This window comes from Falsiruegeria litorea R37 (genome assembly GCF_900172225.1).
Lineage (GTDB): Bacteria > Pseudomonadota > Alphaproteobacteria > Rhodobacterales > Rhodobacteraceae > Falsiruegeria > Falsiruegeria litorea.
Map to the genome: position 1 here is coordinate 1,820,386 of NZ_FWFO01000001.1, position 13,866 is coordinate 1,834,251.

7 protein-coding genes are annotated in these 13,866 nt (G+C 59.8%); 5 read left to right on the forward strand and 2 right to left on the reverse strand.

Features of this window, described 5'->3' with window-relative positions; all coding sequences use genetic code 11:
- The first annotated feature begins 56 nt into the window (after window positions 1-56).
- From TRL7639_RS08975 to TRL7639_RS23480, 5 genes are all read left to right on the forward strand, one after another.
- Window positions 57-1,031, forward strand: a complete 975-nt coding sequence (locus TRL7639_RS08975; protein ID WP_085795358.1) for an ABC transporter permease — start codon at window positions 57-59, stop codon at window positions 1,029-1,031.
- Window positions 1,031-1,906 (forward strand): ABC transporter permease, encoded by an 876-nt coding sequence (locus tag TRL7639_RS08980; RefSeq protein WP_085795359.1) that lies wholly within the window; start codon window positions 1,031-1,033, stop codon window positions 1,904-1,906. The genes TRL7639_RS08975 and TRL7639_RS08980 overlap by 1 nt, the downstream gene beginning before the upstream one ends.
- Window positions 1,903-2,877: an ABC transporter ATP-binding protein gene (locus tag TRL7639_RS08985; RefSeq protein WP_085795360.1), complete on the forward strand. Its 975-nt coding sequence runs from the start codon at window positions 1,903-1,905 to the stop codon at window positions 2,875-2,877. The genes TRL7639_RS08980 and TRL7639_RS08985 overlap by 4 nt, the downstream gene beginning before the upstream one ends.
- Window positions 2,874-3,860: an ABC transporter ATP-binding protein gene (locus tag TRL7639_RS08990; RefSeq protein WP_085795361.1), complete on the forward strand. Its 987-nt coding sequence runs from the start codon at window positions 2,874-2,876 to the stop codon at window positions 3,858-3,860. Before TRL7639_RS08985 ends, TRL7639_RS08990 begins: the two co-directional genes overlap by 4 nt.
- Before the next feature lie 772 nt (window positions 3,861-4,632).
- Complete coding sequence (locus TRL7639_RS23480; RefSeq protein WP_306456280.1) at window positions 4,633-10,323, forward strand: Hint domain-containing protein; 5,691 nt, start codon at window positions 4,633-4,635, stop codon at window positions 10,321-10,323.
- A 107-nt stretch (window positions 10,324-10,430) separates the two neighbouring features.
- Here TRL7639_RS23480 and TRL7639_RS09005 read toward each other — a convergent pair whose 3' ends face one another.
- On the reverse strand, window positions 10,431-11,030 hold the full coding sequence (locus tag TRL7639_RS09005; protein ID WP_085795362.1) for a nucleotidyltransferase family protein: 600 nt from the start codon (window positions 11,028-11,030) through the stop codon (window positions 10,431-10,433).
- Between the two features lie 31 nt (window positions 11,031-11,061).
- Window positions 11,062-13,479 (reverse strand): GcvT family protein, encoded by a 2,418-nt coding sequence (locus tag TRL7639_RS09010; RefSeq protein WP_085795363.1) that lies wholly within the window; start codon window positions 13,477-13,479, stop codon window positions 11,062-11,064.
- Window positions 13,480-13,866: the final 387 nt, after the last annotated feature.

Below are 13,866 nucleotides of genomic sequence, written 5' to 3' on the forward strand. Positions count from 1 at the left end.
CTCACCCATCAAACCAGGGCGGCTGATCCGCTGCCCTGGTTGTTGAGAGGCAAATTATGAACACGTCATACATATTGCGGCGCCTGTTTTACGGCTTGCTGCTCATGCTGGGTGTGGTGGTCCTGAACTTCCTCCTCATCCGGTTGGCCCCCGGCGATCCTGCGGTTGTCATCGCGGGCGAAATGGGCGGCGCGACCGAAGAGATGCTGGAAAGCATCCGCGAGGAATACGGGCTCAACAAGCCGGTCCTGACCCAGCTGGGGATCTACATTGCCAACGTGGCGCAGTTTGATCTGGGCGAGAGCTTTTTCTTCAACCAACCGGTCACAACGCTGATCGGGCACCGGATCGGGCCGACCATCCTGTTGGTGATCACAGCGCAGCTGTTGTCGATTGTCCTGGGTGTATTTCTGGGCGTGATCGCGGCGCGCAAACCCAACGGACCGATGAGCGCCTTTGTCTCGGTCTTTGCCACAATCGGCTATGCGGTGCCGGTGTTCTGGACCGGGATCATGCTGATCATCCTCTTTGCCAGCGTGCTGCCGATCTTTCCTGTCGAGGGGATGCAATCGGTCAAGCTGCGCGATGCGGGTTTCTTTGTGCGGGCTTTGGACGTGCTGCACCACCTGATCCTGCCGGCGTTTACCTTGGCGATCATCTATCTTGCGCAATACGCGCGCCTTTCGCGGGCCTCGATGCTCGAAGTTCTGGGCTCAGATTACATCCGCACAGCACGGGCCAAGGGGGCGTCCGAAGGCTCGGTTCTGTTCAAACACGCCTTGCGCAACGCGGCGCTGCCGATCTTGACGGTTGCGGGTCTGCAGTTCGGCAACCTGATTTCGGGCGCACTGCTGGTCGAGACAGTGTTCAACTGGCCCGGCATGGGGCGGCTGGCCTTCGACAGCATTCTGCGGCGCGATTATCCGACCATCATGGGGGTTCTGTTCTTTGCTTCTTTCATGGTTGTGGTCGCTAATATTCTGACGGATCTGAGCTATCGCCTGGCTGATCCAAGATTGAGGGGGCGGTGATGTCTGATCAAACCGTAACCGAGTTCAAGGCCGAAAGCCCCGCGCTTGAAGCGTGGCGGATGTTCCGGCGCAACATTCCCGCCGTTATCGGGGTCATCATGTTGACGGCCATCGTCGGCGCGACGCTTTATGGCACCTTTCTTTATGGCGGCGACCCGTTCGACATCGTCTGGGCGCCGCATGAGCCACCCGGCGCGACGCCCGAGTTTCCCCTGGGTACCGACTATCTGGGCCGCAATATCGTTGCGGGCATGCTGACCGGGGGCGGTCCAACGCTTGCCGTGGGGTTGGCCGCGGCCGCGCTGACCATGGTGATCGGCATCTCTCTGGGCGCTTTGGCTGGGTATTACGGCGGCTGGGTCGACAACCTGCTGATGCGCATCACCGAGTTCTTTCAGGTTCTGCCGGCGCTCCTCTTTGCCATGGTGCTGGTGACGCTGTTGTCACCGTCGCTTTGGACCATTGCTCTGGCCATCGGTGTTGTCAGCTGGCCGCAGACCGCGCGTCTGACACGGGCCGAGTTCCTGAAAATCAAGGAGCTGGAGTATGTCACCGCCGCCCGCGCCATCGGCGCGCGCAACAAGCGGATCATCTGGAAGGTGATCCTGCCCAACGCAGCGCCGCCGCTGATCGTGTCGGCGACGCTGACCATTGGGGTCGCCATCCTGTTCGAGGCGGGCCTGTCCTTCCTAGGCCTGGGCGATCCCAATGTGATGAGCTGGGGCCTGATGATCGGTGCCAACCGGGAATACATCCTGGACGCCTGGTGGCCGGTGACCTTCCCGGGGCTTGCGATCTTTTTCACCGTCTTTGCCGTCAGTCTGATCGGCGATGGCCTGAACGATGCCTTTAATCCGAAGTTGAGGGAAAGATGAGCGCGCTTTTAGAAATCGAAGACCTGCGCGTGACCTTTCGGACGCGCTATGGCGAGGTGACGGCACTGGATTCCGTGTCGATGCATGTGAACGAGGGCGAGACGCTAGGTGTGGTTGGGGAATCCGGCTGCGGCAAGTCGATCACCGCGCTCTCGGTGATGGGGCTGATCCCTTCGCCGCCGGGCAAGATCGCGGGCGGCTCGATCCGCCTGAACGGAGAGGAGCTGACCACCGCCAGCCCGGCGCGCCTGCGCGCGATGCGGGGGCCGGATGCGGCGATGATCTTTCAAGAGCCGATGACCTCGCTCAACCCGGTATTCACCGTGGGCGACCAGATCGCCGAGGCGATCATGCTGCATCAAAAGGTCGACAAGGCGCAGGCATTGAAGGACGCAGTTGCCTTGCTGGATCGGGTCGGAATCCCCAGCCCCGAAACACGGGCTAAGGATTATCCGCACCAATTGTCGGGTGGGATGCGTCAGCGGGTGATGATCGCCATGGCGGTCAGCTGCCGTCCCAAGGTGCTGATCGCGGATGAGCCGACCACAGCTTTGGATGTGACGGTTCAGGCGCAGATATTTGACCTGCTGAATGAAATCCAGCGCGACTTTGGCGTTGCCATCATCCTGATCACCCACGACATGGGCGCGATCAGCGAGATGGCGGACCGGGTGGCCGTGATGTACGCGGGCCGGGTGATCGAGGATGCCAGCGCCGATGATGTGCTGGACTATCCGCAGCATCCTTATGCTCGGGGTCTCATCGACTGTATCCCCGCGCTTGGTCGTGATGATCACCGTTTGGCTGAAATTCCGGGCGTTGTGCCGCCTCTTCATCTGTTGGGGCAGGGGTGCGCCTTTGCTGACCGCTGTGCGTTTAAGCAGGACCGCTGCACCCGTGAAAAACCGATGTTGGGCAGCCACGGCCACCACCCGGTTGCCTGCCACGGGATCGAGGAGGCCCGGCTATGAGCATTTTGATGGAGGTCCGCGACCTGACGGTGCGCTTCGCCTTGCCGAAACCATCGTTCTTTGCCGAACGTCCGCATCTGGAGGCGGTCCGTCGGGTGTCGTTCCAGCTTGAGGCGGGCAAGGCGCTTGGCATCGTGGGCGAGAGCGGCTCGGGCAAGACGACAACGGCAATGGCCGCAATCCGGCTGACCAAAGCGGCGGGCGGGCAGGTGCTGTTCGAAGGCGAAGATCTGCTGGAATTGGATGACGAGGCGATGCGCCAGCGCCGCCGCGATGTGCAGCTGATCTTTCAGGATCCCTATTCCTCGCTCAATCCGCGGGCACGGGTGGTGGACATCGTGCGCGAGCCGATGGACCTGATGGAGATTGGCACCCCCGAGGAACGTCATGCCAAGGTCGAAGAGCTGTTTGCCCTGGTGGGGCTGCGGCCCGATCAGTTGAACCTGTTTCCACACCAGTTTTCAGGTGGGCAGCGGCAGCGGATCTCGATCGCGCGGGCGCTGACGACCAACCCCAAACTGTTGGTTTGTGATGAGCCGGTGAGTGCGCTGGACGTGGCCATTCAAGCGCAGATCCTGAACCTGCTGGCCGAGCTGAAAGAAAAGCTTGGGCTGAGCTACCTGTTCATCAGCCACGACCTGGGCGTGGTGCGCCATGTCTGCGACGAGGTGGCGGTGATGTATCTGGGCAAGATCGTGGAAAGCGGGCCGACCTCGGCCCTGTTCGAAGCGCCACAGCATCCTTACACGCAGGCGCTGTTGTCGGCGGCTCCGTCTCTGGCGCGGCGCAAATCAAAGGGGTATGTGCGGCCGCTCAAGGTTTCGGGCGATCCTCCTAGCCCGATCAACCCGCCCAAGGGGTGTGCTTTTGCCGAACGCTGTCCGCGTGCGCAGGAGGTCTGTCGGAAAACGCCGCCGGACCTTGTGCCCGGGACCGGCACGGCAGTTGCCTGCCACTTTCCCGGGTCCGCTGACCTAGCGTAAATGATATTCGGAGTGAACGGCCCTTTAGGGGGCCGTTTTACGTTCGAATCCCCCTTGTCAAAATTTGGACCCATTTGAGTTTGATTCGAGTGATTTTGTGGCGAATTGTTCTCTGTTTTGCAAAAATCCGCCCACGAATAGGAGAATTGGTTCTCACGTTAAGGTTAACTGAGGCAAAAAGATGGCACAGTTGGGCGCTCGTCCCATGGGTTGTGCAAAGCACTTTACTGTTTTCGTTGAGGAAACAAACGACACCAAATCACCGCTGATATCCCCGCTCAACGCTCTTTGGCGCACGCAGGCGGCATGTTGCTTGAAAAAAATCTCAAGAAGAGGAAACAATCATCAACCTAAGGTAGAAGGTTAACACGGATTACCTAAGGTTAATTTCCAATTCGCCGCCCAAAGCTGCTGTTTCTAAAATTTTTTTCACTTTGACGGCTTTGGGGCGTCCGGTATTCATGGATTAGCCCAACTGGGGGGCGATGTCTGTAGGTCACGGGGGCGACCGCACGAATTCAGCATCCGATCGGATGCGAGGGGATGTGTGTTCGCGCAGCGGCTGCCACGCTGTTTGTGACGGTAACACACCGTGATTGCCTTGATTGGCAATCGCGCTCCTGTCTGTATGAAGACAGGGATCATTCTCTCGTTTGGGTCAAGGTGCTGTTGGTGCAGTCGCCAGTGAGCTTACGGTCATCGGCCTTTGGTTCACTTGGAGGTTTCCGCGGTCAAGCGGTTTGGTGTCGCTGGCACCGCAAAGGAGAATGTGATGGCAACGAATTTTGACAATCCGTATCTGGCCAATGTAATCGGTCTTTGGGATTTCCGCCCAACCGCTGAAACCCGCGACACTGGCCTTGGGGATGGCATCGCACAGGATGGCACGCCCGTAAACGATCCTGATTTCTCGGCCGGGTGGATGTTCACCGACAACAGCGGCACCCAACGCTTTGACGTTGATGATGGCGATGATGCGGCGTTTGACCTGTCTCAGGGTACGATCATCACTGAATTCCGCAGCTTTGATACCACCGACGCAGGGTCGGAAACCGTGGTCAGCCGCGGTGTCGAAGATTCTGGCGAAGAGAGCGACGGCGGGCAGGGCACGGAAACCGACAGCGGGTTCTTTGAAATTCGCGTCACGGAAAACGGCGCTGTTGAGGTCTATCATCGCTCTGGGGGTACGGAATCCCTGTTGAGCACCTCAGAGGGCTTTGTGGGCACTGGCGACATTGTTCGCGTGTCGTATTCGTGGTCGGAATCCGGTGTGGCTGTTCTGGTCGAAAACACCACGCAGGGGACAACCGAAACCGTCACCGGTGACACCCAGGGTCTGACACTCGACGTGACCACGGGCGAAGAGCAGTCCTTTACCATCGGCGCACGCGAAGTGGTCGAAAATGAGTTTGACCAGCATTTCTATGGCGGCATCGATTATGTGGCGGTTCTGGATGAGCCGGTCATCGGTGGTGGCGGCAACGGTATCGTTGAAGGCACCGAAGGCGATGACATCATCGATGTTGACTATGACGGTGACCCGGATGGCGATGTTGTGGATGGTGGCGATGCGCCGAACCCCGCAGATGGTCCCGATGATGACGTTATCAACGGCGGTGCGGGCAACGACAGCATCGACGCAGGCGAAGGTGACGACACCGTTTACGCTGGCGGTGGCGATGATACGGTCAATGGCGAGGCCGGAGATGACCTGCTGATCGGTGATGGCGACGCGCCGGGCCTGACCAGCCCGTCGACTCGTGAAACCTTTGAATGGAACCTGGCACCTGACCCGGATGATGGCGGTCAGGTCGACGATGGCGATGACCTGAGCGGCGGGTTCACGCAGAACACGGGCTCGGTCGACGTGACCTTCTCGGTCACACAGCAATCGGGCGGCGTGGACACCGAATTCCAGACCCAGGAACAATTCGTCGGAAATATCGACACCAATGGCCCCGAGGCCACTGATACAAGTGCGATGGAATCCGAACTGAACGGGCAGGCCAACTCGGCCACATATCAGCTCGAGTTCTCGGACGCGGTCGAAAATGTTTCGTTCCGAGTCAATGACATCGATGGCGATGGTCGAGTTCAGATCATGGCCTATGACGAAGACGGCAACCAGATCCCAGTTGTTGTTTCCGGCGGCCTGGGCGTGTCGGTCACGGACGAAGATGGCGTTGCCGGTGGCGACACAGCGACAGGTGACGGCGGCTACGCCAACCCCGACAACTCCAACTACTCTGTGCTGGTCACAATTCCGGGCCCAGTAGCGCGTCTGACCATCACCCATGACCAAGCAGGGGCGAATGCGTCCGAGATCGATGTAACAGACGTCTACTTCGACGTGGTCGATGACGACGGCACCGGTGGTGGTGATCCGGGCGAGGGTGGCAATGACAGCCTTACCGGCGGCGAGGGGGACGACACCCTGGTCGGCCAGGGCGGCGACGACACGCTGACTGGTGGCGACGGCAACGACAGCGTTGACGGCGGTGACGGTGACGATGTGATCGACACGGGCGGCGACGATGCCGACAACCTGCCTGATCGCGGCTTCCCGTCTTATCAAGGTCTTCCTGCGGTTCCCGCTGACCCGGATGTAGAAAACGATCGCGATACTGTTGATGGTGGCGACGGCAACGACGTCATCTCGACTGGGGATGACACCGACGTGATCATGGGTGGCGCCGGTTCGGATACCATCGATGGTGGTCTGGACGACGACACTATTTCGGGTGGTGAAGATGCTGACGTCATTGTTGGCAGTGAAGGCTCGGACGAAATCACCGGCGATGGAGGCGATGACACCATTTATGGCGGTCTGGACCCGATCTTCCCGGATGTGCTCAATATCACCGACGATGGCTCGGACGGGCGTGACCCCGACCCTGAGGTCACCAACGGCATGGACACCCTGTCGGGTGGCGAAGGCAATGACCTGATCATGGGTCAGGACGACGACGACGTCCTGATGGGTGACGAAGGCGACGATACGCTGGATGGCGGTATCGACGAAGACAGCATCATGGGTGGTGTCGGCAACGACGAAATCATCGGCGGTCACGGCGACGATACGCTAAGCGGTGGCGATGACCGCGACACCTTCCTGGGTGGCGAGGGCTTTGACCAGGTCGACGGTGGTTCGGGCGGTGACGACTTTGACACCCTTGATCTGCGCGGTCTGGGCCCGGTCGGCATTGTCTACACCTCGGAAGACCAAGAGGACGGTGTGGCCGTTGTGGGGGCAACGGGTGACATTATTGTTTTCGAGGAAATCGAAAACATCCTGATTGATGAACCGCTTGATCCCGATGGGATCGTTGAGGGCACATTTGGGGATGATGTCATCGATGTGCTGTATGACGGCGACCCGAACGGCGATTTTGTCGACAACGACGACGCTTTGCTGCCGGGGCAGGTTGGTGATCAGGACATCATCGTCGGCAAGACCGGCAATGACACCATCGATGCCGGCTTGGACAGCGACTATGTCTTTGCAGGTGGCGGCGATGACGCTGTCAGCGGCGAGGACGGTGACGACACCATCCTGGGCCAGGACGGCGACGATCTGCTCGAAGGTGATGCAGGCGACGACGTTGTTCAGGGTGGTCGTGGCAACGACACTCTGGATGCAGGGCGCGGCAATGACACCATGCGCGGCGGCGACGGCAACGACAATCTGACCGGCAACCCGGGTGATGATTTGTTGTATGGCGACGACGGTGACGACACTGTCATCGGCAACGACGGCACGGATACGCTCTATGGTGGTGCGGGTAACGACACGATCTCGACCGGCCCAGGCAACGACCAAGCCTTTGGTGGCGACGATCGCGACACCATCATCGTGGTGGGCCAGGATGATCAGTTCGTCGACGGCAACGAAGGGGGCGACGACTTTGACACCCTGCGTGTCTTTGGTCGCGCCGAGGTCGAATATGATCCCGACAACGGGGAAAACGGGGTTGTTTACTATTTGGACGACACCGACACCCGCACCGGTGTAACGACGACCTTCATCAACATCGAAAACGTCGTGATCGTGGATCCGCAGCTGGACGGTGTGGTCGAAGGTGGCGATGGCGATGATCTGATCGACGCCAGCTATCTGGGCGATCCCGAAGGCGACCGGATCGACAATTTCGACAGCTTCGAAAACTTCCTGGACGAGCCGATCGCAAGCCTGACCCCATCGGACTTCTTCGAAGACCTGGGTGGCACGCCGCGCGGTGACCAGCGTGACGCGGTCGATGCGGGCGCAGGTAACGATACCGTTATCTCGGGCGCTGGTGACGACATCGTCAAAGGTCGCGAAGGCAATGACTTGGTGATCGCAGGTATCGGCTTTGACGATGTCGAAGGCGGCGAAGGCAACGACACACTGGATGGCGGCGCCGGAAGCGACAAGCTGTATGGCAGCGAAGGCGATGACTCGCTGATCGGTGGCTTGGGGGCCGACACTCTTGTTGGCGGTGAAGGCGGCGATACGCTGGACGGCGGACTGGGCGACAACTTCATCGATGCCGGCGAAGGCGATGACCTTTTGACCGGTGAAGATGGCAACGACACGCTGAACGCAGGCGACGGTGCTGACACCATCTTTGCGGGTGGTGGCGACGACGTTGTCGTGGCCTATGACCCGGCCTTTACCGGTGTTGCATCGATTGGCCGCACGGCGGACTCGATTGATGGTGGCTCGGGCAACGACCAGCTTGCTGGCGGCTCGGGGAACGACACCATCCTGGGCGGCACTGGCGATGATACCCTGTTCGGTGGCATCGGCGGAGACCAGCTTGAAGGTCAGGAAGGCAACGATGTTGTCTATGGCGACAGCGACATCAGCATGGTCAAGCCATCTGACTATGCGGCAGCTCTTGCCATTGAACCGGGGAACGACACCATTCTCGGCGGCGCAGGCGAAGACACCCTGTACGGCGAAGAAGGCAATGATGTCATCCTGGGCGGTGATGATGCCGATATGGTCTTTGGTGGTGACGATCGTGACACCATCGGCGCGGGCATCGGAGATACCATCGAAGGTGGCGAAGGCGGCGACGACTTCGACGTTCTGATCGCGCGCGGCCTGGCCGTTGTCGACTACGACGAATCCGATCCGTCAGGTGAATCCGGCACTGTTACATACTACAACGATGACCTTACTGTTGCTGGTACGGCTGAGTTCTCGGAAATCGAAAACGTATATGTCATCGGCGCGCCGACGACCACATCGGACCCGGGTGACGGGCCTGTCGTAACAGGTGTTGACGGTGTTGTCGAAGGCACCGCCGGCAACGATACTATCGACCTTGCCTATACTGGGGACCCCGAAGGGGATCTGGTCGATGGCGACGATGCGGTTCCGCCGCTTGTCGGTGAACAGGATGTAATCCTGGCCGGTGGTGGCGATGACAGCGTCCGTGGTGAAGAAGACACTGACGTGATCTTTGGCGGCACGGGTGACGACACCGTCTTTGGCAACGGCGGTGGCGATGCCATCGACGGTGGCGAAGGCAACGACATGCTGGACGGTGGCGAAGGTCGCGACATTGTTGTCGGTGGCGACGGTGACGACACGATCTCGGGCAGCAATGACGTTGTTGGCGACGGCGGCGACATCCTGTCCGGCCAGTTCGGCAACGACAGCTTTGTCAACGTAGGCCAGGGCGAGGTGATCATCGGTGGCGAAGACACCGACGGTCTGGACAACGACATCCTGGACCTGACCGGTGCAGCCGAAGCTGTGAACCCCGGTGGCTCGCTGACGGTCGAATTCGATCCATCTGACTCCGAGGCTGGTACGGTTCGGTTCTTTGACAGTGATGGTGCTGAAACCGGCACGACCGAGTTCAGTGAGATCGAACAGGTCATCGTGCCCTGCTTTACGCCGGGTACTCTGATTGCCACGCCGAAAGGCGAGCGTCGGGTCGAGGATCTGAAGATCGGTGATCGGATCATTACCCGCGACAATGGCATCCAAGAGATCAAGTGGCTGGGCACCAAAACCATGACCGGTCAGGATTTGGTCCGTGCCGAGCACCTGAACCCGATCCTGATCCGCGAAGGCGCATTGGGTGGTGGTCTGCCCGAGCGGGACATGATGGTCAGCCCGAACCACCGTGTTCTGGTGGCCAACGACAAGACCGCGCTCTACTTCGAAGACCGCGAGGTTCTGGTGGCGGCCAAGTATCTAACCGGCCTGGAAGGGGTTGATGTGGTTGACGTTTCTTCGGTGACCTACATCCACTTCATGTTCGACCAGCACGAGGTTGTCCTGTCCGATGGCACTTGGACCGAGAGCTTCCAGCCGGGCGATCATTCGCTGGCCGGTCTGGGCAACGCGCAGCGCAACGAAATCTTTGAGCTCTTCCCCGAGCTGAAAGAGCGCGAAGGTCTCGAAGGCTATGCCGCCGCACGTCGTTCGCTGAAAAAGCACGAGGCGCATCTGCTGACGCATTGACGCCGAAAATGGGGGCCCGTCCCGGCCGATCCGGGACGGCAGCCGCTCGCGTAGGTAGGGGGACGCGAGTGAGAGGACAGGGCGCTTTGCGCCCTGTCTTTGTGTGTTCAGGTTTGTTTGTTTGCACGCCAGTCAGCCCAGGCTTCGGGCGTGTCCAGATCCAACCGGGCGCGGTTGCCCGCCAGCGGGATCAGTTTGACCGCGTCCTTGTGGCGCCTGACGACGGTTTGCGCGCCTTCATCGCCACTTAGACCACGCAGTTCTTCGAACAAACTGCGATCAAAGGCGACTGGATGACCCGGCTTTCCATCTTGCGTGGCTCCACGATGGATATTGAAATCTCGTTCTTTTTCAACCGAATACATGATCTTCTTGATGTCATTTGTCGTCAGTTCCGGCAGATCGGCAAGCAATACGATCACCGCAGGAGCGTCTTGCGGCAGATGTTGCATAGCCGTGCGCAGGCTGGCGTTCATCCCTTCGGCGGCGTCTGGCACCGGAACCTTCTGCACGCCCAAATCGTCCAACGCAGCGTATCGGTCGTGCGGTTCGGGTGGCAGCGCCACAATCACTGGTCCGGCGCCAAGCGCAATCTGGGCTGCATGGCGCAACAGGGGAACGCCGTCCACCTGTTGCAACAACTTGTCGGTGCCGCGCATCCGGCTTGACTGGCCGGCAGCCAGAAGGATGATGGGTATTCTGCTCATCCCTCCACAATGGCGCGGGACGAGCCGCTTGTCATCCACGCATCCGCGCGCCGTCCACGTCAAACAGTGGCTCGGTGATCATGCGCGCTTTGCGCATGTGGCCCAGGATTTCGATCTCGACCTCCAGCCCGTCGGCCACACGATCCGAGGGCAAGAAGCCCTGCGCAATCGACTTTTGCGCGTGATGCGAATAGCCGCCCGAGGTGCAGAAGCCCACAACGACGCCATCCAACCAGATCGGCTCATAGGCATTCACATCGGCATCATCGGCATCAACCTCGAACGCGACCAGCTTGCGGTCGGTGCCATTGGCCCGATCCGCCTCGGCAGCGGCGCGACCGATGAAATCCACGTTCTTTTTGAAGCTGATGAAGCGGTCCAAACCCGTCTCTGCCGCAGTGTAGTCGGGCGAGAACTCGGACATCCACGAGCCAAAGAACTTGTCCAGCCGCAAGGACATCATCGCGCGCATTCCAAAAGGCGTCATGCCATGTGGCTGACCAGCCTCCCACAGAGTCCACCACAGTTGTCGTTGGGACAGCAGGTCGCAATAGATCTCGTACCCCAGATCACCGGTATAGCTGACACGCTGCACGATGCAGTCGGTCATGCCAATCGTGACGTGACGCACATCCATGAACCGCATCGAGGCAACGTCATCGCGGGTGCAGGCCTGCAGAACCTCTAACGCTTTGGGACCCGCGATCTGGAATCCGTTTCGTTTATCACTTATGTTTTCAATAGTTACGGCGTGTTCCTTATGTTGCAGGAACCAGCGCATGTGGAAGGCCTGGCTGCCGTAGGATGCGGTGAGTTGAAATTCTTCCTCGCTCAGGCAGGACACAGTGAAATCCCCGATCAGCTTGCCTTTGGGCGACAGCATCGGTGTCAGCGACAGGCGGCCGGGCTGCGGAATGCGACCGGCCATGATCTTGTCCAGCCAGGCGCGCGCGTTCTTGCCTTTGATCAGGTATTTGCCAAAGTTGTGCACCTCGTTGATGCCGACGCCTTGGCGCACGGCACGCACTTCACGCCCGGTTGCTTCAAACGCGTCCGAGCGGCGGAAGGACGGCGTTTCATAGCCCGGCTCATCCCCTTGCGCAAAGTAGTTCGGCACCTCTAGCCCGTATTGCTGGCCCCAGACCGCGCCCAGATCGGTGAAGATGTCATACATCGGCGTTGTGCGGTTGGGTCGTGCGGCGGGCAGTTCCTCGTTGGGGTAGGCGACAGAGAACCGTTTCTGATAGTTTTCGATCACCTTGGGACGGGTGTAGCCGGGGCTGATCCAATCGCCAAAGCGGGCCACATCCATGGCAAAGACATCGCGCTCGGGCTCACCCTCGATCATCCACTGGGCCAGCGTCAGACCGACGCCGCCACCCTGGCTGAATCCCGCCATGACACCGCAGGCGGACCAATAGTTCTGCACGCCGGGCACCGGGCCGACCAGCGGGTTGCCATCCGGGGCAAATGTGAAGGGGCCGTGGATCACCGATTTGACACCGGCCTTGGCCAGAACGGGGAAGCGCTCATAGGCGAATTCGATGCTGTCGGTGATCTTGTCAAAGTCATCGGGCAGCAGTTCGTGCCCAAAGTTCCAAGGTGTGCCGTCCACTGCCCAGGGTTTGCAAGGCTGTTCATAAAAGCCAATGCAAAGCCCGCGCCCCTCTTGCCGCAAATAGCTTTCGCCGGCCGGGTCCATCACATGCGGATGCTCGCCACCGGCGTCGATGATGGCCTCGATCTCGGGGATGTTGTCGGTCACCAGATACTGGTGTTCCATCGGGTGGAGCGGGAAATAGATGCCCGCCATCGCGCCCACCTCACGTGCCCACAGGCCGCCGGCGTTGACGATGTGTTCGGCGTGGATCGTGCCCTTGTCGGTGACCACGTCCCAGGTGCCGTCGGCGCGCTGGTTGGTTTCCTGGACCATGCAGTGGGTTTCGATCGTCGCACCGCCCATGCGCGCAGCCTTGGCGTAGGCATGGGTAGTGCCGGATGGGTCCAGGTGACCGTCGAGCGGATCATAAAGCGCGCCGATGATGCCGTCAGTGTTGGTGACGGGTGCAATCTTCTTGATCTCATCCGGGCCAACAATCTCGGTCTCGAGCCCCATGAACCGGTGTTTGGCGCGTTCGGCCAGCAGCATGTCGAACCGGTCCTGATTGTCCGCCAACGTCACGCCGCCCACATGGTGCAACCCGCAGGACATGCCGGTGATCTCTTCCAGCTCTTTATAAAGGCGAATGGTATAGCCCTGCAGCGCCGCCATGTTGGTATCGCCGTTCAGAGTGTGAAAGCCGCCCGCCGCGTGCCAGGTAGAGCCCGACGTCAGCTCGGACCGTTCCAGCAGCATCACGTCGGACCAGCCAAGCTTGGTCAGGTGATAGAGCACGGAACAGCCGACGACGCCGCCACCAATGACGGCCACACGAGTGGTGGTTTTCATGAAAATCCTCCTAGAGTTTGGCCACAGCCTTGACCGAATGCGATGGAACCGCAAATCAGAATCCGACAAGATGTGTCGCTAAGGGACTTTGGGGTGTCGCTGATTGCATAGGCCCAGAAACAAACCGACCCCGGGGGCAAATCGTGGTGCGCCCGGGGCCGTCTTCCCACCCAGTAGGAGGTGGGTGGGAATTCTTCGGTCAGAGTCCCATTGAAGAGGGGGACAAGAACACACTAGTACCAAGTCTGACCGCCCCAGAGGGCTGATTGTCTAATGCTACGAAAACAAACTGCTCTGAGGTGATCCAATTTCACCTTGAGAGCCGAGATGACGAAAGACGAGAATCGCGAATACCGAGTTTTGCTCACGAATGGAAAGGTTGTGTAT